Annotated in this window: 17 protein-coding genes; 10 read left to right on the forward strand and 7 right to left on the reverse strand. The window is 60.7% G+C overall.

Going from position 1 to position 21897, the window contains the following annotated elements:
- Positions 1 to 41: 41 nt before the first annotated feature.
- Genes GR183_RS20450 through GR183_RS20460 form a run of 3 tightly spaced genes read left to right on the forward strand, consistent with a single transcriptional unit; the run spans position 42 to position 5220 of the window.
- Complete coding sequence (locus GR183_RS20450; RefSeq protein ID WP_312846868.1) at positions 42 to 2684, forward strand: aminotransferase class I/II-fold pyridoxal phosphate-dependent enzyme; 2643 nt, start codon at positions 42 to 44, stop codon at positions 2682 to 2684.
- 44 nt (positions 2685 to 2728) lie between these two features.
- Complete coding sequence (locus GR183_RS20455) at positions 2729 to 4198, forward strand: biotin carboxylase (RefSeq protein WP_160777543.1); 1470 nt, start codon at positions 2729 to 2731, stop codon at positions 4196 to 4198.
- A 47-nt stretch (positions 4199 to 4245) separates the two neighbouring features.
- Positions 4246 to 5220, forward strand: coding sequence for a C45 family autoproteolytic acyltransferase/hydrolase (locus GR183_RS20460; protein WP_160777544.1), 975 nt, complete (start codon positions 4246 to 4248; stop codon positions 5218 to 5220).
- Here the strand turns inward: GR183_RS20460 and GR183_RS20465 are convergent.
- The 4 genes from GR183_RS20465 to GR183_RS20480 all read right to left on the reverse strand — a co-directional run bounded on the left by GR183_RS20465 (position 5202) and on the right by GR183_RS20480 (position 10096).
- Positions 5202 to 7817 carry a cation:proton antiporter gene (locus GR183_RS20465; protein WP_160777545.1) on the reverse strand — a complete coding sequence of 872 codons (2616 nt, stop codon included), beginning with the start codon at positions 7815 to 7817 and terminating at the stop codon, positions 5202 to 5204. The two genes, GR183_RS20460 and GR183_RS20465, sit on opposite strands and share 19 nt — an antisense overlap.
- 277 nt (positions 7818 to 8094) lie before the next feature.
- On the reverse strand, positions 8095 to 8571 hold the full coding sequence (rpsI, locus tag GR183_RS20470; RefSeq protein WP_160777546.1) for a 30S ribosomal protein S9: 477 nt from the start codon (positions 8569 to 8571) through the stop codon (positions 8095 to 8097).
- Positions 8572 to 8573: 2 nt separating this feature from the next.
- Positions 8574 to 9038 carry a 50S ribosomal protein L13 gene (rplM, locus tag GR183_RS20475; protein WP_160777547.1) on the reverse strand — a complete coding sequence of 155 codons (465 nt, stop codon included), beginning with the start codon at positions 9036 to 9038 and terminating at the stop codon, positions 8574 to 8576.
- 632 nt (positions 9039 to 9670) lie between these two features.
- A complete protein-coding gene (locus GR183_RS20480) occupies positions 9671 to 10096 on the reverse strand; it encodes a PaaI family thioesterase (protein WP_160777548.1) in 426 nt (141 codons plus the stop codon).
- Between the two features lie 138 nt (positions 10097 to 10234).
- On the opposite strand from GR183_RS20480, the gene GR183_RS20485 reads away from it, so the two are divergent.
- The 3 genes from GR183_RS20485 to GR183_RS20495 all read left to right on the forward strand — a co-directional run bounded on the left by GR183_RS20485 (position 10235) and on the right by GR183_RS20495 (position 12957).
- Positions 10235 to 11068, forward strand: coding sequence for an enoyl-CoA hydratase (locus tag GR183_RS20485; protein WP_160777549.1), 834 nt, complete (start codon positions 10235 to 10237; stop codon positions 11066 to 11068).
- On the forward strand, positions 11065 to 11610 hold the full coding sequence (locus GR183_RS20490) for a CoA-binding protein (protein WP_160777550.1): 546 nt from the start codon (positions 11065 to 11067) through the stop codon (positions 11608 to 11610). Before GR183_RS20485 ends, GR183_RS20490 begins: the two co-directional genes overlap by 4 nt.
- A 63-nt stretch (positions 11611 to 11673) precedes the next feature.
- Positions 11674 to 12957: an O-acetylhomoserine aminocarboxypropyltransferase gene (locus GR183_RS20495; protein ID WP_160777551.1), complete on the forward strand. Its 1284-nt coding sequence runs from the start codon at positions 11674 to 11676 to the stop codon at positions 12955 to 12957.
- Between the two features lie 60 nt (positions 12958 to 13017).
- Here GR183_RS20495 and GR183_RS20500 read toward each other — a convergent pair whose 3' ends face one another.
- Complete coding sequence (locus tag GR183_RS20500) at positions 13018 to 14100, reverse strand: COX15/CtaA family protein (RefSeq protein ID WP_160777552.1); 1083 nt, start codon at positions 14098 to 14100, stop codon at positions 13018 to 13020.
- 427 nt (positions 14101 to 14527) lie between these two features.
- On the opposite strand from GR183_RS20500, the gene GR183_RS20505 reads away from it, so the two are divergent.
- Positions 14528 to 14740 carry a DUF2842 domain-containing protein gene (locus GR183_RS20505; protein ID WP_244313839.1) on the forward strand — a complete coding sequence of 71 codons (213 nt, stop codon included), beginning with the start codon at positions 14528 to 14530 and terminating at the stop codon, positions 14738 to 14740.
- Between the two features lie 3 nt (positions 14741 to 14743).
- On the opposite strand, the gene GR183_RS20510 is transcribed toward GR183_RS20505, so the two are convergent.
- Positions 14744 to 15844, reverse strand: a complete 1101-nt coding sequence (locus tag GR183_RS20510; RefSeq protein ID WP_160777553.1) for a polysaccharide deacetylase family protein — start codon at positions 15842 to 15844, stop codon at positions 14744 to 14746.
- 415 nt (positions 15845 to 16259) lie between these two features.
- On the opposite strand from GR183_RS20510, the gene GR183_RS20515 reads away from it, so the two are divergent.
- Positions 16260 to 17441, forward strand: coding sequence for a GNAT family N-acetyltransferase (locus tag GR183_RS20515; RefSeq protein ID WP_160777554.1), 1182 nt, complete (start codon positions 16260 to 16262; stop codon positions 17439 to 17441).
- 8 nt (positions 17442 to 17449) lie between these two features.
- Here the strand turns inward: GR183_RS20515 and GR183_RS20520 are convergent, their stop codons facing one another.
- The gene (locus GR183_RS20520) at positions 17450 to 19651 is read right to left on the reverse strand and encodes a GumC family protein (RefSeq protein WP_160777555.1); all 2202 of its coding nucleotides are present in this window, start codon (positions 19649 to 19651) and stop codon (positions 17450 to 17452) included.
- Positions 19652 to 19864: 213 nt separating this feature from the next.
- Here GR183_RS20520 and GR183_RS20525 point away from each other — a divergent pair, with 213 nt between their 5' ends.
- Positions 19865 to 20422 (forward strand): polysaccharide biosynthesis/export family protein, encoded by a 558-nt coding sequence (locus GR183_RS20525; protein ID WP_160777556.1) that lies wholly within the window; start codon positions 19865 to 19867, stop codon positions 20420 to 20422.
- A gap of 222 nt (positions 20423 to 20644) precedes the next feature.
- On the forward strand, positions 20645 to 21895 hold the full coding sequence (locus tag GR183_RS20530) for a glycosyltransferase (protein ID WP_160777557.1): 1251 nt from the start codon (positions 20645 to 20647) through the stop codon (positions 21893 to 21895).
- Positions 21896 to 21897: the final 2 nt, after the last annotated feature.

Below are 21897 nucleotides of genomic sequence, written 5' to 3' on the forward strand. Positions count from 1 at the left end.
GCAACGACCGTTGGACCGACCTGAAAAACGTCGCTAGCCGCGTGTCTGCTACCCCCGCCGGCAAGGCGCAATCCGTTCTTGTCGAGAAAGCCGAGGCGCTGCTGGAAGCGCTTGAGCCGATAGAAGCCTATTGGGCCTTTCCAGGTCGCATTGGGCTCTTTCAGTTGCGCAAGCTTCTTTCGCGTGAGGACTATCCGGCCTTTGCACATCTGGTTTCCAGAATCGTCAGGGCACTCGTTTCCGGTTCGTATCGCCGGCACTTCATAGATGTCGCGCATGAAGACGAACACGATCCGGAAAAGGAGGTTATCGACCCTGTAGAAGAGCGCGCGCATGCCAGGCCGTATTTCGAGGTCCTCTTCGTCGACAATCTCACGACAGCGCAAGAAGAGGCTCAAAGGCTGGCGCTTCGCGACATGCGCCGTGCGGACGATAAATTCATCTACGAAGCGGTTACGGTTCCAAGCTTCGAGGATGCGTTGATCGCCGTCCTGTTCAACCACAATATCCAGTCAGTGGTTATCCGGTATGACTTCCGCTTTGAATCTCATAACAATCTCAAGATCCTGCAGCGCTACCTCAACCGCGTGAGCGACGAAGTCCTCGACGATATTCCGGAGGAGGATTACGGGCCGGAGCTTTGCCGCGTTATCCGGAAGGTTCGCCCAGAACTCGATACCTTCCTGATCACGGACCGGTCGGTCGAGGAGATCGCCGGGCGGGATCTCGGCGGCTGCCTGCGCGTTTTCTACAATCAGGAAGACTACATGGAGTTGCACCTCAACATACTCAGAGGTGTCAACGCGCGCTATAAAACGCCCTTCTTCACCGCGCTCAAGGAATATTCGCGGCAACCTACCGGCGTTTTCCATGCCATGCCCATCTCGCGGGGCAAGTCGATCATCCGGTCGAACTGGATCCGCGACATGGGTGACTTCTACGGGATGAACATTTTCCTTGCCGAAACCTCGGCGACGTCGGGCGGCCTCGACAGCCTGCTCGACCCGCACGGACCGATCAAGGAAGCACAGGAGGCGGCGGCCCGCGCCTTCGGCTCGAAACACACCTTCTTTGCAACCAACGGCACGTCGACATGCAACAAGATCGTCGTCCAGGCCATCGTTCAGCCCGGCGATATCGTTCTCGTCGATCGCGACTGTCACAAGTCCCATCACTACGGAATGGTGCTTGGCGGGGCGAATGTCGTTTATCTCGACAGCTACCCGCTGTCGGAATTCTCCATGTACGGAGCCGTTCCGCTCAAGGAAATCAAGCATCGGCTGCTGGAACTCAAGAGCGCGGGAAAGCTGGACCGGGTGCGGATGCTGCTCCTGACAAATTGCACGTTCGACGGCATCGTCTACAACGTCGAGCGGGTGATGGAGGAATGTCTGGCGATCAAGCCGGATCTGGTGTTCCTCTGGGACGAGGCATGGTTTGCTTTTGCGCGCTTCGGGCCGACCTACCGGCAGCGCACGGCGATGCACACCGCCGCGATCCTTCGCGAACGCTACAGGTCGCCGGAGTATCGAAAGGCCTGGATGAAGCACAAGAAGAAGATCGAAGGCCTGGATGACGCGGCACTTCTCACCACCCGTCTCATGCCTGATCCCGACCAGGTGCGGGTACGCGCCTATGCAACTCAATCGACCCACAAAACCCTGACATCATTGCGTCAGGGATCGATGATCCACGTGCATGATCAGGACTTCAGGGGACAGGTGGAGCAGGCCTTCCATGAGGCCTATATGACCCACACCTCGACATCGCCGAACTACCAGATCATCGCTTCTCTCGACGTCGGGCGCCGCCAGGTCGAACTGGAAGGCTTCGAGATGGTGCAAAAGCAGGTGGAAGCGGCCATGGCGATGCGCAAGGCGATCACCTCCCATCCGCTTCTCAGCAAGTATTTCCGCGTCTTGCGGGTCGGCGACATGATCCCCGAGGTCTACCGGGAATCCGGCATCCAGTCCTACTGGGACCCTGAACATGGCTGGAACGACATCTGGGATGCCTGGGCGCAGGACGAATTCACTCTCGACGCAACCCGCGTCACGATCGCTGTCGGGGCCGCGGGTCTTGATGGCGACACCTTCAAGAATTCCGTGCTGATGGACAAATTCGGCATCCAGATCAACAAGACCTCGCGCAATACCGTCCTCTTCATGACGAATATCGGGACCACGCGATCCTCGGTCGCCTATTTGATCGAGGTACTGGTGGAAATCGCGCAAGACCTCGAAAGCGAACGCGAAGACTCAAGCCCGATGGAACGCCGCGCCTTCGAAAGACGCGTGAAGAACCTGACGGAAGACCTGCCTCCCCTGCCCGATTTCTCTCGTTTTCACGACGCATTTCGCTCGGCAGATGGCAGCGATACGCCGGAGGGCGATCTTCGAAAGGCGTATTTCCTCGCCTACGACGAGGGCAAATGCGACTATTTCCCGATCGAGGACGGGTCGATGGAAAAGGCGATGGACGCCGGGCGCGAGCTTGTCTCGACGTCTTTCATCATCCCCTATCCGCCCGGATTTCCGATCCTTGTTCCAGGCCAGGTCATATCCAAGGAAATCCTGCATTTCATGCGGGCGCTGGATGTGAAGGAGATCCACGGCTACCGGCCGGACCTGGGCCTCAGGGTATTTTCCGAGGCGGCGCTGAAGGAGCTCGAAAAAGACCGTTGAACGAACAAACCCGAATTTAAGCTGCGAAAGAGGAGGACCTTGTCATGGCGAGCAGGAAGAAACTTAAGAACATGTCGGAGATCCGGCGCTTCTTTCATCGCAACGAGGATCCGGTCTATTTCGTGAGCGCGACAAACTTCAATCTTCTCGGGATTGATGAGTGGGTAAAGAATTTCAAATATATCAATTACATAGATTGTTATGACGGCGGCCACCCGAATGTCTTCTGCCCTTCCGAGGCTCCCCACGCCGAGTTCACGTCCATAGAGGACATCAACAACTATCTCCTGCAGCACAAGGAGGTGGTGGACTTCATCTCGGATCGCGGCGGCAAGCCGAAGCTCGTCTTCCTCATGTTCGACGAGAAGACCGAGAAGCTAGCAAAGGAGATCGGGGCTGAAGTCTGGTTTCCCAAAGCGTCGTTGCGCAATCGCGTCGACAACAAGATCGAGACCGTCAGGATCGGCAACAAGGCCGGCGTTCCGAGCGTGCCCAACACGCTTGCCGAGGTGGAAAGCTACGAACAGCTCTGCGAGGTTTCCGACGGTGCGGGCATCGGACGCGATCTCGTGCTGCAGTCGGCGTTCGGCGATTCAGGACATACGACCTTCTTCATCAATTCCGAGGCCGATTTCCGGAAATACGAGCACGAGATCGTTGGCCAGGGCGAAATCAAGATCATGAAGCGGATCAACTGCCGGGGCTCGGCGATCGAAGCCTGCGCGACGAAGGAGGGAACCATCGTCGGGCCGCTGATGACCGAACTTGTCGGCTTCAAGGAACTGACGCCCTATCGGGGCGGCTGGTGCGGGAACGAAATCTTCTCAACGGCCTTCGCCCCCAAGGTCAGGCAGCAGGCTCGCGAATACACGTTCAAGTTCGGCGAACAGCTGCTCAAGGAAGGCTATCGCGGGTATTTCGAGCTCGATTTCCTCATCGACACCAAGACCAAGGATATCTACCTCGGCGAGTTGAACCCGCGGATAACCGGCGCGAGCTCCATGACAAATCACGCCGCTTTCGCCCATGCGGATGCGCCGCTGTTTCTTTTCCACCTGCTTGAGTTTTCGGGAGTGCCCTTCGATATCGACATCGAGGAGTTGAACAATCGCTGGGCCGACAAGGACAATATCGATTCCTGGTGCCAGATGGTCGTCAAGCACACCGCCGATTCAATCGACCTCATAACCGAGGCGCCGGAGACCGGCATCTGGCGGATGCTGGAGGACGGCTCGGTCGAATACGACCGCTTCGACTACCATCGCAGAGCGGTGGAGAGCGAGAACGAGGCTTTCTTCCTTCGCATCCTGCGGCCGGGCGATTATCAGTACGAAGGCGCGGATCTGGGCATCATCGTAACCAGGGGCCGGGCGATGGACGACAAGTTCCAGCTTCGCGACAGGTCGATGAAATGGATCGAAGGCCTGCGCAGGCACTACAAGTCGAAGCCGCTTTCGGCAATCGCGGAACCTGCCCCGGCGGAGCTCGCGGGGCATCAGTTCAAGATACTCTGAACCATTCGAAGGGTTGACGAAATCAGGTCCAGGATCATAACCGGCGGATGCAGTTTCCGTTTTCAGCCATTTCGGATACCGGCGGAGAGAGGTGGAAGCACCTCTTCGACGAATTGTGGCCGGCCTATCGCGACTGGTATCTGAGCGAGGGCGCGGACGCCCGGCCAACCTATCTCGAATGCCGGAGCGCCATTAAGAGCTCCATGCCGGAACTCGTGCCGACGTGGGAACGGCTCGTGGACCTTGCGGGCGGCGGAGATCTCGCGGCCCGGTTCCTGAGCCTCTATTGCCCTCCTGCGTATCTGAGCGGCTGCTCGCAGGCGGTATGGCCCGGCGCCGAACCTCTTCTCGTGCGCAACTACGACTACAGCCCGCAAGCGTTCGACGGCGTGGTCATAAAGACGGCCTGGGGCCGGCACAATGTCATGGGTACGAGCGATTGTCTGATCGGGCTCGTGGATGGCGTGAACGAGGCGGGTCTGGGCGTTTCGCTCACGTTCGGCGGGCGCCGCGTCGTGGGAACGGGCTTCGGCGTACCGATCATCCTGCGCTACGTTCTGGAAACCTGCGAGACCGCCGAGGAAGCGGGCCGCGCGCTTTCCTCGATCCCGACCCATATGTCGTACAACGTGACCGCCCTCGACGCCCGCCGCAGGCGCGTGACCGTCTACATGGCGCCGGACCGCAAGGCGGTCGTGAGCAATGCGGCGGTTGCGACGAACCATCAGGAAGATGTCGAATGGGTGGCCCATGCAAGGGAGACGGCAACGGTCGAACGTGAACGTTTCCTGCTCTCGCGGCTGGTCCTGCATGAAGAAAGCGAGGATCGCTTCATTTCGCATTTCATGCGCCCGCCGCTTTATTCGCTTGCCTTCTGGCGCGGCTTCGGAACGCTCTACACGGCCGCTCTTTACCCCAGGAAACGAGCGATCGCCTACCACTGGCCCAACGCGGAGTGGAGGCTGTCCATGGATGCGTTCGAGGAAGGCCGCCGCCTGATTCACTACCCTTCCGAGGCCTGACCCGCTTCACCCGGCGGCTTCCCTGGTGCGCGCGGACCGGCCGGCGCCTCCCCTTCGGCGCTCGATGCCTGCGGCTTTCCGGCCCAGTCCATCTCCTCCGGCAACGCCTTGCCGAAGCCTTCGCCGAGCTGGCGCTCTCCCGCATCGACAATCGCCTTGAGGATCGTCGGATCCTTCACCGTGAGGCGCTGGAAGTCGCGCCGGCTCAACGTCAGCAGGCGGCAGTAGCTCTTCGCGACGATTTCGGTCTGTCTGCGCCGGGTCGGCGCCAGAAGGGCGAGTTCGCCGAAAAAGTCACCGTTCGACAGTTGAACAGGTTGTGCGAGGCCGCGAACCTCCAGAACGCCCGAAGCAATGAAATACATCGCATTGCCTCGCTCGCCGTACCTTACGATTGCTTCGCCCGGGACCGCGAACTGACTCTTCAGCCAGCGTGAGATGCTCTTACGCTGCTTGGGAGAAAGTGAAGCGAAAAGAGTGACCTGATCGATCAGCTTGCCCGGTGACAATCCGAGATCCAGCGATGGCAGGGCTCCCAGTTTTCGCCTGCGGCCGGCAAGTTCCTTCGCAAGTTCGCGGTAGAGTTCCGCACCGACGATCCCGTCCTCGTACAATTGGCGGTATTGCGTCGCCTCGCGGCGCGTGGCCGCGCGCAAAAGCAGGATGCGCTCGATCTCTTCGGTGTAGTTCGGATACTGCCGGGCGATGGTGGCGACCTGATCGCGGATGTGGTCGAGCCGCTTGACGACGAGCGCTTCCAGATTGGCGGCGGCATCGTCGCCGATCATTTCAGGCAACGCCGAGGCGACGAAGCGGGAGAGTTCGCGCAGAATATTTTCGGTCTCGAGCAGGATGGTCAGATTGATCGCCAGCATCCCGCGCAAGGGGCGGTCGATGCGGAAATACCGTTGCAGCGCGACCGCGACCCGGAACCTGTACTGCGAGGTGAAGACGGCAAGGGCAGCGCGTTCATAGCCCTCGCGTCCTTCGATTCGGGCAATATCGGCCAGTTTTTCACCGTTCGATTGCAAGGGCCTTATCACGCGAGACCCGATCGCCTCCTCCTCGAAAGCGAGCTGAACGAGGCGAAGCTCCTGGTTGGCGAGAATCGCAAGTCCCAACCGAAGCCGCTCGCCGAAGGGAATGACGGCGGACTGCGACTGTTCGGCAGCTTCTTCGACCAGTTTCTCGTAGATGGCCCGCATTTCCTCGATGGCGTCGGGCTCGACCCGCCTGTCCGCCGCCAGCCTGGAAACGTAGTCGCGAACGTCCGCCACCGTTCCGGCGATGATCTTCTCGCGAAGTGCGAGGTCGCCCTGAGAAAGGCGGTCGAGCCCGAGCCGGCTTGCCACCATGCGCAGGCTCGCGGCATTGACCAGAAGCGTGACGAGCACGTAACAGGCGGCGAGCGCGGCGATAACACGTCGTTCGTCTTCCGCGATTGAGCCGATATCGGCAAGCGTCAAGGCAAGCACCAGTGTAACCGCGCCGCGTACCCCGCCCCAAAGGATCAGGATTTTCTGAGGGCGCGTTACCGGCGTTCCCAGCCCCATTGCGGAAAGAACCGGCAGAAGGCCGAACAGCACCACGGCCCTTGCTCCGAGCGCGGCTATATAAACCACGATCACCATCAGCACGTCCGACCAGCTGAGCCGCAACAAAAGCGACGGCGCAAGGGCGGCGGCAAACAGCAGGATGAGAGAACTTGCCCAAAAGCCGATCTGGTTCCAGATCGCAAGCGTGGTGCTCCAGTTTCCCGGCCCCATGCGGATGATGCCCGCGGAGGTCGTCGTCAACCCGGCAAAGACCACCGCGACGACACCGGACGCCCCGACGACCGTCTCCGTCACAAGATAACTTCCGTAAGCCAGGGCGACGGTCGCGGTTGCTTCCGCCGCCGCCGAACCGCGAAGGACCGGATAGAGCCGGGTGCCGATCCAGCCGAGCGCGATGCCGATCCCCGCCCCTGCCGCGAAATCGTAAACGAACCCCGCAAGCACGGTTCCCGCATCGGCCTCCACCTTCATTTGCGCAAGGGTGGCCAGCGTGCCGAATATCGCGATCGCGGCGGCATCGTTCAAAAGGCTTTCGCCCTCCAGGATCACGAGCAGGCGCCTTGGCGCGCCGATTTCCCGAAAGGTGGTGATGACGGCGCCCGGATCCGTGGTGGAAATGGTCGCCCCCAGAAGCATGCAGGCGATGAGGCCGAGCGGCGAGACGATCCAGAGCGATGCACCCACGAAAGCGGTCGCCAGAAGCACCGCGATAACCGCCATGACGATAACGACGAACCAGTCTTCATAAAGGCGGCGAACGTTGACGCCGAGCGCCATTTCGTAGAGCAGCGGCGGAAGGAAGACGAGAAGCAGCGTCTGCCCGTCCAGTGAAAGCGAGGTGACGAACCAGATGTCGTAGCTATCGAGGAACTGACCGCCGATGTCGATCCCGCTCCACCACGAGGCGAGGCCGGCGGCGAACCCCAGTCCGCCGATCATCACCGGCTGCGGCAGCCTCAGCCATTCGGCGACGGGCGTGGCGAAGGCGATGGTGAGCAGAATGAGCGTGAGCGCGGACAGCGTAAAGCCGACAATATCCATCCCGTAGCTTCGCGTTCCCTGTTCTGGCGGGTTCTTCCGCGGCCCGCGCCTTTACAAAATTCAATACTAGGTCACGGAAAAATTCAGGCAAACGGGCGTGTTCGGGCCGGGGGCGAAAAAATTGACGGAAAAATCCCCTGAAACGGAGAATACGTGCAGGCATCGATGTCGGAAAAGATAACCGATACCTTTTGCGTAATCCAAGGTTTACCGGCCAACAAAAAAGGGCTGCGAAATCCGCAGCCCTTTGAATTCTCGTATTTCCCGAAGCGTATGATCAACGCTTGGAGAACTGGAAGCTCCGGCGCGCCTTGCGCTTGCCGTACTTCTTACGCTCCACCGTACGGCTGTCGCGTGTCAGGAAGCCGCCCTTCTTGAGCGGGCCGCGAAGGTCCGGCTCGTAGTGGGTCAGCGCCTTGGCGATGCCGTGGCGCAGCGCGCCCGCCTGGCCGGACAGGCCGCCGCCCGAAACGGTGGCGACGATGTCGTACTGGCCGTCGCGGGCGACGACGTAGATCGGCTGCTGCAGGATCATCTGCAGCACGGGGCGCGCGAAGTAGGACGTGAAGTCCTTCTTGTTGACGAGGATCTTGCCGGTGCCGGGCTTCAGCCAGACGCGGGCGATCGCGTCCTTGCGCTTTCCGGTGGCGTAGGCGCGGCCCTGCCCGTCGAGCTTTTGAACGTGAACCGGGGCTTCCGGCTCGCTGGTGCCGACGGCATTGCCGAGTTCTTCAAGGGACTGCAGCTCAGCCATGATCAGTATGCCTTCCAGTTCTTCACGCTCTTCGCCTTGAAGTCGACGACTTCCGGCGACTGGGCTTCGTGCGGATGTTCGGCGCCCGAGTAGACCCGAAGGTTCTTGAGCTGGCGGCGGCCGAGCGGCCCGCGCGGGATCATGCGCTCAACGGCCTTTTCCAGAACGCGCTCGGGGAATTTGCCTTCCAGGATCGCACGCGCAGTGCGCTCCTTGATGCCGCCCGGGTACCCGGTGTGCCAGTAGTACTTCTTGTTGTTGTACTTGCGGCCGGTGAGCACCACCTTGTCGGCGTTGATCACGATGACGTTGTCGCCGCAATCGACGTGCGGGGTATAGGTCGCCTTGGTCTTGCCGCGCAGAGTGTTGGCGATGAAGGCGGCCAGACGGCCGACCACAACGCCCTCGGCGTCGATCAAGATCCACTTTTTCTCGACCTCGGCCGGCTTGGCGGAGTAGGTCTTCATGGGGTTTGATCCATAGGTTCAGTTGGTGAAACCGGTTGAGGCGGCGCCTTGACGGGCGCACACGGGTCGCCCCGTCCTCTCAAGGCAGGGGTAATACGGTGGACCGCGCGCTGCGTCAAGCGCATTTTTTCAGATCACTCGATGATTTCTATAATAATTTCAATACCTTAGAAATTTGGTAATATATTACCACATAAAATACGCTCGCGACATGCTCCCGAACGCTTAAACACGACAGAGTATTCTGCTCATTGTCGTGTCGCTCGGATTGAAACCGGGCCGCGATCCAAGAAATACGTCACCGGTTTCATTTATGGGGCCCATACGTGAGACATGAAAGTCGCGCCATCCAGCGCCACTGCCACCTGACAATTGCCAAGCGCTCAATGTAAGATCATCGCCCGCCTGATCCCAACCAAGTAAATGCGGCTCAACAATCCTCATTGAAGGCCTGGATCCAGCGTAAAAAAATGAAATTACCTTTCTTAAATTGAAAGCTTCGCAAATAATTTCACCAGCGCTCATTGTCGATTCTCCAACAACTTCTCAATATCAAAAATTCTCGTTTAATATAAAATTTTTACGATTAATCTCAATTGACACTTATAGCAATCAATAGAGGCCAAACTACCTCACCTCGGCGGGATGGAATAGGTCGCGGTCGCATGAGCGACAAGGTCCGGGCCCGCCTCGCTCCTGATGCCGCATTCGGTAATCGCGAGGCGCTTGCCGAGCTTTAGGAGCGAGCATTCGGCAACAAGGGCGCCGGGCTCCGGCTTCCTCAGGAAGTTGATGTTGAGGTTCGTCGTCACGGCGAGGGCCACCGGCCCGATATGGCCCAGGATCACCACATAGGCGGCAAGGTCGGCCATTTCCATAAGCGTGGGGCCCGATACCGTTCCGCCGGGGCGCAGGTGGCGCTCGTTTGCCGAAAACTTCAGGCTCGCCCTGCCCGGTTCGATCGACGTGAAGGAATAGACCCGGCCCCGGTCGTGGATTTGCGGGAACTCCCGGTCCAGGAATTCGGAAATTTCGTCGATCGTCATGACCGGCTGCATGGACGCCCTCCTCCGCAATTCGTCATACCTTTGCCTAAGGTCGGAATTCGCACACTGCAAGTCGGCTTTTTGGCGGCTATCGAAACGGCCCGCACCTCCTCTATAAGGGGACAAAGAGAACTTTCACGGAGAAACGCCATGACAGCCCCTCACAAAGGAGTGCAGGCACCCGCAAACGCCCCCTCGCCGCCCGTTGGCGAAAGCCTGGAAAACGGCATCCTGACGCTCGCCATGCAGCGGCCCGAACGCAAGAACTCGCTTTCGGAGGAAATGCTGGCGGGCCTTCAGGCATCTCTGGAGGAGGCTGCGGCCAATCCTGAAGTCAAGGTCGTTGTGATCCGCTCGACTGGCAACGTCTTTTGCGCCGGCCATGACCTGAAGGAGATGACGGCGGCGCGTGCGCATGACGACCGTGGCCGCGCCTATTACGCGGAAATGATGGGCCGCTGTTCGACGCTCATGCAAACCGTCGTGCGCCTGCCGAAGCCGGTTGTCGCCGTGGTGGAGGGGCTTGCGACTGCGGCCGGGGCCCAGCTCGTCGCCTCCTGCGACCTCGCGATTGCGACGGACACCGCCACTTTCTGCACGCCGGGCGTCAACATCGGGCTTTTCTGCTCCACGCCGATGGTCGCTTTGTCGCGCAACGTCTCGCGCAAGCAGGCGATGGAGATGCTTTTGACCGGCGAGACGATCGACGCCTCCACCGCAAAGGAATTCGGCCTGATCAACCGCATCGTGCCGAAGGACTATCTGGAGCCGGTGGTGAAGAAATACGCCGAGACGATCGCCTCCAAGTCGCCGCTGACGGTGAAGATCGGCAAGGAAGCCTTCTACAACCAGGCGGAAATGTCATTGTCCGATGCGTACGACTATTGCGCGAACGTGATGGTGGAGAACATGCTTGCCCGCGATGCGGAAGAAGGCATCAACGCTTTCCTGCAGAAGCGCAAGCCGGAATGGACGGGCGAATGAACCACGACAGTTATACAGACGCTTATATTCGCGGCATCCTCGACGAGGTGAAGACCATCGCCATGGTAGGTGCCAGCGCCAATACCGTGCGCCCCTCCTATTTCGTGCTGAAATACCTGCTCGCGAAGGGCTATGACGTCATTCCGATCAATCCGGGCCAGGCGGGCAAGGAAATCCTCGGACAGACGGTCTACGCCTCGCTCGCCGACGTTCCGAAACCGATCGACATGGTCGACATCTTCCGCGGCTCCGAAGCGGCAGGCGCGATCGTCGACGAGGCGTTGAAGCTCGACCCGAAGCCGAAGGTCGTCTGGATGCAGCTTACGATCCGCAACGATGAGGCGGCGGCGCGCGCGGAAGCCGAAGGCGTGAAGGTCGTGATGAACCGCTGCCCGAAGATCGAATACGGCCGTTTATCCGGCGAAATCGGCTGGACGGGCGTGAACTCCCGAGTGCTTTCCTCAAAGCGCCCGGCGCTCAAGGCCGGCTTCCAGCATCGCGGGCTTCCGGGCGTCAACCCGCGTGCAGGTACGAAGGGCTGACGGACGGCATTATTTCCGCTACGAGAACTAAGAATTTCAGCCACCAGATAAGGGGGACAGCGCATGACCGACCGTATTCCAGGCTTTTCGACGCTCGCCATCCATGCCGGCGCGCAGCCCGATCCGTCGACGGGCGCCCGCGTCACGCCGATCTACCAGACGACAGCATTCGTCTTCGACGACGTCGATCATGCCGCCTCCCTCTTCGGGCTTCAGGCTTTCGGCAACATCTATACGCGCATCACCAACCCGACGACGGCTGCGCTGGAAGAACGCGTTGCCGCGCTTGAGGGCGGCACGGCGGCCCTCGCGGTTGCTTCGGGGCATGCGGCACAGCTTCTCGTTTTCCACGCGATGCTGCGCCCGGGCGACAATATCGTCGCGGGCAACAAGCTTTACGGCGGCTCGATCAACCAGATGAACCATTCCTTCAAGAGCTTCGGCTGGGAAGTGAAATGGACCGAGGCGACCGATCCTCAAAGTTTCGCCGACAAGATCGATGAAAACACCCGCGCTATCTTTATCGAAAGCCTCGCCAATCCAGGCGGCGTGGTCACCGATATCGAGGCAATTGCGGCAATCGCAAGAGATAGGGGCATCCCGCTCGTCGTCGACAATACGCTCGCTTCCCCCTACCTCTGCCGGCCGATAGAGCATGGCGCGGATATCGTCGTGCATTCGCTGACGAAGTTCATGGGCGGCCACGGCAACTCCATGGGCGGCGTCATCGTCGACGGCGGCACGTTCGACTGGTCGGCTTCGGGCAACTATCCCATGCTGTCGGAGCCCCGGCCGGAATATTCGGGCATGGTCCTGCATGAGACCTTCGGCAATTTCGCATTCGCGATTGCTTGCCGCGTTCTTGGCCTGCGCGATCTCGGGCCCGCGATCTCGCCCATGAATTCGTTCCTGATCCTCACGGGCATCGAAACCCTGCCGCTCAGGATGCAGCGTCATTCCGATAGCGCTCGCAAGGTGGCTGAATTCCTTTCCGGCCATGACAAGGTCGAATGGGTATCCTACGCCGGCCTCAAGGGCGATCCCTATCATTCGCTGCAGCAGAAATACATGCCCAAGGGTGGCGGCGCGGTGCTGACTTTCGGCGTCAAGGGCGGTTATGACGCGGGCGTCGCGCTCGTCTCCAATGTCGAGCTGCATTCCCATCTCGCCAATATCGGCGACACGCGCTCGCTCATCATCCATCCCGCCTCCACCACGCACCGCCAGTTGACGGACGAACAGAAGACGGCCGCCGGCGCCGGGCCGGATGTCGTGCGTCTTTCCGTCGGACTTGAGGATGTGGAGGATATCATCGCCGACCTGGAACAGGCGCTCTCGGCGGTCTGAAAAAATTTGTCCTGAGCCGAATTCAAGGCCGGGCGGCACCTTCGCCCGGCCTTTTCATATTCAGGCTCGCGACTTCCCGGTCAGAACCGTCAGGTTGACCGCAATCGCCAGCAAAATCACCGCCATCGCCTGGTGCATGAGCGCATAGTCGAGCGGGACGTGCTTCAAAAGCGTGGCGATGCCGAAAAGCACCTGCAAGACGACCGCAGCCACCATGATCGCAACCGGCATGCGCAATGCCTTCGCATCGCTGTCGGCGAAAACACGCAAACCCTGCCAGAGCACGGCAGCAGTCACCAGGTAGGCCACCATCCGGTGCTGGAACTGCACCGTCATCACGTTCTCGAACGCGTTGAGCCACGCAGGCTCCATGGCAAGCAGACCGCTCGGGATGATCCGCCCATCCATCAGCGGCCACGTGTTGAAGGTAAGCCCGGCGTTCAGGCCGGCGACGAGCCCGCCCAGGAATATCTGGAAGACCACAAGCGCGAGGATCGCGCGCGCTCCGACGGCATGCCTGCGCGTCGCTTCTATCGCCTCTGCCGGGCGGTTTTCCGGCGCCAGCCTTCGCGCGATCCAGAAAAGGTAGGCGAAGATGACGATCGCAAGCGTCAGATGCGTCGCAAGCCTGTATTGGCTGACGTCGGTGCGCTCGACGAGGCCCGAGGCCACCATCCACCAGCCGACGGCCCCCTGCAGCCCGCCGAGCATGAAACCGGCCACAAGCCTCGGCTTCAGCCACGGCTCGACCTGCCCCCTCGCCCAGAACCACACCATCGGCACGAAAAACGCGACGCCGATAAAACGCCCCAACAAGCGGTGCGCCCATTCCCACCAGAAGATGAACTTGAACTCGTCAAGGCTCATCCCCTTGTTTATCTGCTGGTATTCGGGGATCTGGCGGTACTTGGCGAATTCCTCCTGCCACTCCGCTTCGCCGATCGGCGGAATCACGCCATGGATCGGCTTCCATTCGGTGATGGAAAGTCCGGATTCGGTTAGCCGCGTTGCTCCGCCCACGACCACCATCGCCAGAATGAGAAGGCACACGCCATAAAGCCAGAGCCTGATCGCGGTCCGGTTGCGCATATCGGAGCGCGAGGATGTGGATACTGTCTCGGTGTCGATGGCGGGCGCGGTCATATTCGTTTTCGGCTGCGGGTTGGCTTGCACTAGGTCACGGACTCATAAATAAGATTGTAATGGTATGCGCGGATTTGTTCGGATACGAGGCGCAAACCTGCAGGAAACCGTCTGGTTTTCAAAGGTTTGCAACGAAGTTGCCGGGCAAATCCGCCATATCCTGAAAGGACGCGAAAACGGCTTCGATCTGCTCTGTCGAAGCGCTTGACCGGGTGGCCGACCCACCCCGCGCGCTTCTCCTCGCATCTCTTTGCCGTTTGTAGCGCCATTCCAGTCTTATTTATGAGTCCGCGACCTGAACCCCGTTATAGGCCAGTGATCGCCATTACAAGAGCTCACGGCCCGAAACGGCTGCGGCAATTCGCGTCAGCGGCACTGGATCGTACGCGAAACGACTACACTGCACTTTGCAACGGAACCGAAATCGATGCTGCCCCCTCGCCTGCGCAAATTCATCGGCATGATCGTCCTCGTGGTCTTCGTGACGACTTACGCGCTGATCGCAATGGTGATCGGAGACCTGACGCTCCAGCAGTCTTCCACGCTGGCGCGCTTCACCTATTTCGCGATAGCCGGCCTTGTCTGGGTGATCCCGGCGGGCGCAATCATCTGGTGGATGGAGCGCCGACCGAAGGTCTGAGCGTCAATAGGTTCCGCGCGTTGCGGAGGCCATTCCTTCGCCGCCCGGCGTCAGGCGCTCGCGAGCCGTCCTCCACGCGTTGTAGAGAGGAAACGGCGCCCCGGTGATATATTGCGAGACGATCGCCGCGCTCTGGAAATGACCGTTGAGCGAAACGCGCGGCAAGGCGAATTCCTGAAGGCCTTTCCTCATCATCCCGGGGCGTGTGGTCAGCGCGCAATCGAATCCGAATCTTCCGATCGTCTCGGCGCTCCTTCGGTCGACAGCCGCCTCGTATCCATATGGGTAGGCGAAATGGCGCGGTTCAAGGTCGAGTTCAGCCTTCAGCCGGTCAAGGCCAAGCTGAATGTTATCGCGCATCTCGTCTTCGGCGAGCCTGGCAAGCGCAAGATGATCGTGCGTATGCGCGCCGATCTCTGCCAGAGGGTCCCCGGCAAGCTCTGCCAGTTCGCCCCAGTCGAGGATCAGTTCCTCCGCCAGCGCCTCCATGTCGATGCCGTAGGCCCGTGCCATACGGCGGATTTCAAGGCGCTGTGCCGCTTCGCTCATGTCGTGGGCAAGCCACAACGCCGCACGCCCGTAGGCTGAGCATTTTTCCGCCGTCGTCCGCGTCGGCAGGCGCACCATGCGCGCGCCGATTGGCATGTCCAGATAATCGGCCTTCTCCAGGATGCGCTCCAGCGCCACCCACCAGATTTCCGAAGTCCGGTCGACGAATCCGGTCGCGACGAAAATCGTGAAGGGCACACAGTGACGTTTCAGCACCGGGTAGGCGTGCACGAGGTTATTGCGGTAGCCGTCGTCGAATGTCAGCACGGCGAACCTTCGCTCGCGCTCTTCGTCCCTGGTGCGGCGCAAGGCTTCATCGAGCGTGACGAACTCAAGGCCCGCCTGTTTTACCTGTCGAATGGTGCTGTCCAGAAAATCGGGCGTGACGTCCAGATGCGCATTCGGGCGGAAGGCGTGGGCCTCGCTGTCGGGCAGGACATTATGGAGCGTGAAGATCAGCCCGTTGCCTTGCGTCCAGGGCGCCATCAGCCGCCCCGCGCCGGACAGCGCAAGGAAGCGGCAGCCTCCGGCCAGCAATTTCCGGCGAAAATCCAACATAACGTCCTAGGGTCTGTGGGGTATCAGGTTTCGGGCCCCCGGGTCTTGCCTTTGGCAAGCCCGAGGACAGGCTCTGCGCGAAACGAATTTGGGATCTGAAAAGGAGAAAAGCGCAAGGCGGTGTCGACCACCGCCGAGCATTTTTGACGTATTCAGAGCCGGAATTCGACGCGTCCCGAAGGGATATGGCGAAAATCGCCCATCTTGGCGTTGCAGAACCTTGAAAGGGATCGGCCCTTCCGTCGGTCCTGCTCCTGAAGCTGAACGATTTTCGCTCATACCGCGCTCCAAATCCTGAGACCCTACAGACCCAAATTTTCATCGTTATATTCCGGTATCTTACGCACGGTTTCTTTAGAGTTCCTTGCTAGAAACGATCATCGAAGGATTGAAAAGGGATCGTTCCGCAGCAATGCCGTCATCCGCGGTTTCCGTTTCATGCGATGCAGAACGCGCGCCACTGGCGCCCGGCGTTCATTGCTTTCGCACTGTTGAAGAAGCGGAAAATGCGTGGCGCCTGCTGGAATCCGTTTCCGTTGGCTGCCTCTACAACACGTTCGACTGGCTTTCGTCCTTTCAGGCGAACATCGGCGAAAAGAAGTGCGTTACGCCGCTTTTCGTCGTGATTGCAGACGCAGGCGGCCCCGTCGCCGGCTTTGCGCTCGGTCTTGAAGGCCATTACGGCATGCGCATCGCGCGCCCGCTCGGTTACGGCTTCGGCAACCAGAACACGGGGCTCTGGCGACCCGATGCAATGGATACGCGCACCGGGAGCCTCCTGCTTGGTGCGATGAAAGAAGAAGCTGCGAAACTTGGGGCCGATTGCCTCGACCTGCGGGATATGGCGCACTCGATAGACGGCAGGCCGAACCCGATTTCGGCAAAGGCTCAACCTCAGAGCTTTACCCCGATTTTCGCGATGGCCCTGGAAGCAGATTTCGAAGCGCTTTACCGCAAGCATCGCAGTTCATCGGCAAGGAAGAAGCTGAATGCCAAGGAACGCAAGCTTGGTGAGATGAACGGCTTTCGCATTTCCCTTGCGCGGGATGAGGATACCGCCTTGCGTTTCCTCGATTGCATGATCGCCCAGCGTAGCGCGCGTGCAGCGTCGAGCGGCATTCCGAACGCTTTTGCCGGTTATGCGGCGCGGGATTTCCTCCGCTCCTTGCTGCTTGCCTCGATCGCGGACGGTTCGAAGCGCTTCACCATTCATGCGCTGGAGGCAGAAGGCAAGGTGCGCGCGACCTATCTCGGCGGCATGCGCGGCAATTGCTTCTATGCCTACGCCAACAGCATCGCCGAGGATGATTTTTTGAAATTCAGCCCCGGCGACGTCCTGTTGAAGGCGCTCGTTCGGGAAATGTGCGAAGCAGGCCTTGAGCGGTTTGATTTCGGCCTCGGCGCGGAGCGCTACAAGACCGCCTGGGCTCAAGCAGAATCGCTTTCGGACATCGTCATTCCGCTGTCCATTCGCGGCAGGCTCTATTCAGCGTCCACACGGGCCAAAACCGCGCTCAAACGAGTGATCCGCGACAACCCTCGGGCCTGGTCGCTGGTGCGCCGGGCACGCGCGTTGCGCGCACAAATGTCGTAAACCGCAGGCTACGCCGCCATATCCGAAGACCGCCCTTTGCCCGAAGCCGCTTTCGGATCGGCGCTTTCCACCGTCACGGGCGCGCCCGTGTGCTCTTCCAGCATGGTGAGGGCCGCCTCCAGCTCCGGTCCTGCCGGTGAGCCGCCGGTCGCGACCACCACCATATCGGCAAGCGACAGTATCTGCGCGCTGATGAGGCTGTCGTCGATGAGGCCAAGATCGAAGAACACCTGGTCGTAGGTGTGGTCGATCGCTTCCAGAACGAGATCGAAGCGCCCGTTCATGGTCAGTTCGTCGTCTATCGCGCGCTGTCCGGCCTCGATCACATGCGCACGCGACGAGGGATCACGGTAGATCACCCCGGCAAAGGACGCGCTGCCGTCAAGCAGCTCCGCAAAACCCGGCACGGCCTGCGGATCGTCCATGTCCGGTCGCACCTCTAGGAACAGCGGAAGCTTGCCTTCTTCCGCCGCCTGCCTGGCGAGGCGGAACGTAACGGCCTGCGCCACCTCGTCGCTGTCCACGCTCAAGACCGCGACGCGCCGGTGGTTTTCGTTCCTTTCCTCTTGAGCGATCGCGGCCGTCGGCGCATTCGTGTGCAGCGCCGGCGCGACGGTCACATTGTGGGCGATCGCCTTTTTGGGTTCGAGTGGCAGATCCGCATTTTCCATCGTGCCGGCGGGATGTTCCGCGCCAATCGCACCCTGCTCGCTCTGCGTTTCGGGCTGAGAGGCGATGGCGGGCCTGTCGTCGGTTCCGCGGCGCGGATCCCGCCCGGCTTCGCTGAACTCCGGCCCGCCGTAGGAAACGCGGTTCAGCGCCCCACCCGAGAGGAACTCGCGCATGATCACCCATGCCGTTCCAAGGATGAAAGCCGCCAGCGCCACGAGGATGGTCGTCGGCAGCACCTTCGGCCAGTAAGGTTCCAGCGGTACGGAAGCGCGGGAAATGACACGCGCGTCGGCTGCCAGGAATTCTGCGTTGCGGCGCGTGTCGGCCTCGCGGAAGCGTTGCATCATCTGCTCGAGCTGGGCCGATTTCGTTGCCGCTTCGCGCTCAAGCTCTCGAAGTTTGGCCTGATTTTCCGCGGACTCTACGGCCTTCCCCTTCAGTTGCTCCAGTTCCTCGGAGAGAGAGGCGACCCGGCCAGCCGCTATCTTGGCGTCGTTTTCAAGCCCGATCATGATCTTGCGGGCTTCACCGCGGATCTGGCGGTCGAAATCGGCAAGCTGGGAATTGAGCGCACGGATCCGGGGGTGGTTCGGCAGAAGTGTCGTTGAAAGCTCGGCGATTTGCGACTGAAGCGCGACCTGGCGCTCGCGCAGCCGCTGGATCAGCTGCGAGTTCAGTACATCGCTTGCCGTCTCCAGAGAGCCGCCGGAGTTCAAAAGCTCGCGGATCAGCCGTGCCTTGGCTTCCGCTTCCGTGCGCGCCGCACGTGCTTCGGAAAGCTGCGTGCTGAGTTCGCCGAGCTGCTGCTGGCTCAGCGTCTGGTTGTCGGCGCCGAGCAGGAGGTCGTTGTTGGCGCGGTAGGTCTCGACACGCTTCTGCGCGGCCGTCACGTCCTCTCTGAGCCGCTTGATCTGCGGCTCGAGCGCCGCCGCCGCGAATTCCGTCGACTGGCGCTTGGCCGCAGCTTGCAGATCGAGGTACTCTTCCACGATCGAGTTGGACACGTTCGCAGCAAGTTCCGGCGCTTGCGCGGAGAATTCCACCGCGATAACGCGCGATCCTTCCACCCGGTAGACCTTGAGGTTGTCGTAATAGACCTCGAGCACGCGTTCCTCGGGCGAAACGAAGCCGGAATCGCGTTTGATCCCGAGCATGGAAAGAACGCCGGAAACAAGCCCGCCACTTTCGGCCTCGAACTCCGGGATCGCCGCAAGATCGAGCCGCTTTGCGACCCGGCGCGAAAGGTCGCGCGATGTCAGAAGCTGGACCTGGCTTGCCACGCCCTCTTCGTCCAGAAGCGCCCGCTCCTCCTCCACGCCCCGGTTTTCTCCCGGATAGACCGCTTCCGAGCCCTCGATCAGGATTTTCGAGTCCGCCCGGTAGTAGGATGGCGCGAGCTGCAGCCCCACGAAAGTGAGCGCCGCGCAGCCGATCGTCAGCGGCGCGAGCCACTTCACCGAGCGTCGAAGCGCGCCGAGAAGGGCCGGAAGATCGAGTTCCACCCTTTCGTCCGCCATGGGTGAATGCGGCTGGTTCATTCCGGAAACTCCGATAACCTGTCCACGCCCATGATTGCCGGTTATGGTAAGCGGAGGGTTAATGGCGAATGCAAAATGCCCTTGCGATACGAAGTTTAAGGCATTGATGCGAGAGTCGTTTCCAAATGACCGTGATTGATTTGAATTGAATTCATTCACCGCACGTTAACCATGCTCGTAAAAATACTGGGCGCGTTCGTTCAGGAGTCGATCATGGTTGCCCGTCTCATTCTCATAGCCGGACTGGCGCTCGCGCTTGTCGCGTGCAGCGGTTATCGCCAACCGCCGACGGCCTTCCATGAGGTCCTGACCCAGCCCTACCGCCTCGATTCCAGCGACGGCTTGCGCATCATCGTTTTCGGCCAGGAAGACCTTTCGAACACCTACACGGTCGATCAGGCGGGCTATATCGCAATGCCCCTCATCGGCGATGTTCCCGCACGCGGGATGACCGTGAAGGAACTGGCGAACGACATCGAAAAACGCTTGCGCAGCGGGTACTTGCGCGATCCGGACGTCTCTGTCGAAGTCGAGAACTACCGGCCGATCTTCGTCATGGGCGAGGTCTCGAATTCCGGCCAGTACCCTTATGTCGCCGGCATGACCGTGCAGAACGCGGTGGCGACCGCCGGCGGCTTCTCCGCTCGCGGCGAACAGGGCACCGTGGACATTACCCGCCAGATCAACGGCGAGATCATCTCCGGGCGCGTTCCGATCACCGACCCGATTCGCCCCGGAGACACGATCTACGTGCGGGAGCGATTCTTCTGAGATCGCTCCCCGCCGACCTTCCCTGCGGTTAACCGGACACTCATCCCTCCCTGCTAGAACAGGCTCGTTCGAGACGGCCGAAGAATGCCGTCCGACTCAGATCGGCCTGCCGCCGGGTGTTCCCGCCCTGTGGCGCCAAAGCCGGTCGCACACAGGGTATCTGGCGCAACCTGCGTTCGCGCGAACGCAGGCTTGCCGGGTCGTCAGACGAGGGAGCAGGGGATGTCGCCCGCACCATTGCGGATCGTGCACATCGTAAGGGCACCGATTGGCGGAATTTTCCGCCATATTTCCGATTTGGCACTCGCCCAGACGCGCGACGGCCATCACGTCGGCGTCGTTTGCGATGCGTCCAGCGGGGGCGCGTTCGAAGAGCGCGCGATTGCCGATCTCGAGCCGCGCCTTGCGCTTGGCATCAGGCGATATGCCATGCGCCGTGCGGTAACGCCGGGCGATATCCGCGCCGCTTTCGGCATCTACCGGCATATTCGGGATCTGAAACCCGACATCCTGCACGGCCACGGGGCAAAGGGCGGTTTTTTCGCACGCGGTGTCGGCACGATATTCCGCCTTCGTGGCCGCCGCGTCACGCGCATCTACTGCCCGCACGGCGGCAGTTTGCATTTCGATCCCGCACGCCTGGACGGGCGCATCTATTTCTGGCTGGAGTGGCTCCAGCAGAAGATGACGGACGGGGTCGTCTTCGTTTCGGATTATGAATACGCCGCATACGAAACCAAGGTCGCCAGGCCGATGGTGCCAGCCCGCGTCGTCTACAACGGCCTTGCCCCGCATGAGTTCGCACCTGTCGAGGCCGACGGCGATGCGGCGGATTTCCTGTTCATCGGCATGCTGAGAGACCTCAAGGGGCCGGATCTTTTCATTCGCGCGCTCCACAACCTCAAGGTCGCCCACGGCATGGTGCCGTCAGCCATCATCGTGGGCGAAGGCGAGGATCGACCGCGATACGAGCGCATGGTTGCCGAGCTTGGCCTTCAGGCGCGCGTCAGCTTTGCCGGCGCCCTGCCCGCGCGCGAGGCGTTTGGCAAGGCGCACTGCGTCGTCGTTCCTTCGCGGGCAGAGGCGATGCCCTACATCGTGCTCGAGGCCGTCGCCGCCGAAAAGCCGTTGATCGCGACGCGCGTCGGTGGCGTCCCGGAGATCTTCGGCCGTTTCTCCGATCAGCTCGTGGAACCGGGCGACCCGGCAGCTCTTACCGCCGCGATGGGCGCTGCCTTCGCGGAGCCTGAGAAAATGCGCCGTTTGGCCGTCAGGCTGCGCAAGGGTCTGGCTGAAAGCTTCAACATCGATCTGATGAACGACCGCATCACCTCGCTCTATCTCGGTGTGCGCAATGACACTCTTGGCGAAATGCCGCCGGTCGGCGCGGGCGGACGCGGGATTCCTCATCTGACACCGTCCGAAATGCTCGCACGTGCCGGCGAGCCCCCTTCCAGCGGTCGATTCGACTGAAT

Source organism: Stappia sediminis, from assembly GCF_009826895.1.
Taxonomy (GTDB): Bacteria; Pseudomonadota; Alphaproteobacteria; order Rhizobiales; family Stappiaceae; genus Hongsoonwoonella; species Hongsoonwoonella sediminis.

Bases quoted from the DNA above. Each gene is read 5' to 3' on its own strand.
- GR183_RS20455 (WP_160777543.1), top strand. From the start codon at position 2,729: ATGGCGAGCAGGAAGAAACTTAAGAACATGTCGGAGATCCGGCGCTTC.
- GR183_RS20460 (WP_160777544.1), top strand. From the start codon at position 4,246: ATGCAGTTTCCGTTTTCAGCCATTTCGGATACCGGCGGAGAGAGGTGG.
- GR183_RS20465 (WP_160777545.1), bottom strand. From the start codon at position 7,817: ATGGATATTGTCGGCTTTACGCTGTCCGCGCTCACGCTCATTCTGCTC.
- rpsI (WP_160777546.1), bottom strand. From the start codon at position 8,571: ATGGCTGAGCTGCAGTCCCTTGAAGAACTCGGCAATGCCGTCGGCACC.
- rplM (WP_160777547.1), bottom strand. From the start codon at position 9,038: ATGAAGACCTACTCCGCCAAGCCGGCCGAGGTCGAGAAAAAGTGGATC.
- GR183_RS20480 (WP_160777548.1), bottom strand. From the start codon at position 10,096: ATGCAGCCGGTCATGACGATCGACGAAATTTCCGAATTCCTGGACCGG.
- GR183_RS20485 (WP_160777549.1), top strand. From the start codon at position 10,235: ATGACAGCCCCTCACAAAGGAGTGCAGGCACCCGCAAACGCCCCCTCG.
- GR183_RS20490 (WP_160777550.1), top strand. From the start codon at position 11,065: ATGAACCACGACAGTTATACAGACGCTTATATTCGCGGCATCCTCGAC.
- GR183_RS20495 (WP_160777551.1), top strand. From the start codon at position 11,674: ATGACCGACCGTATTCCAGGCTTTTCGACGCTCGCCATCCATGCCGGC.
- GR183_RS20500 (WP_160777552.1), bottom strand. From the start codon at position 14,100: ATGACCGCGCCCGCCATCGACACCGAGACAGTATCCACATCCTCGCGC.
- GR183_RS20505 (WP_244313839.1), top strand. From the start codon at position 14,528: ATGCTGCCCCCTCGCCTGCGCAAATTCATCGGCATGATCGTCCTCGTG.
- GR183_RS20515 (WP_160777554.1), top strand. From the start codon at position 16,260: ATGCCGTCATCCGCGGTTTCCGTTTCATGCGATGCAGAACGCGCGCCA.
- GR183_RS20520 (WP_160777555.1), bottom strand. From the start codon at position 19,651: ATGAACCAGCCGCATTCACCCATGGCGGACGAAAGGGTGGAACTCGAT.
- GR183_RS20525 (WP_160777556.1), top strand. From the start codon at position 19,865: ATGGTTGCCCGTCTCATTCTCATAGCCGGACTGGCGCTCGCGCTTGTC.
- GR183_RS20530 (WP_160777557.1), top strand. From the start codon at position 20,645: ATGTCGCCCGCACCATTGCGGATCGTGCACATCGTAAGGGCACCGATT.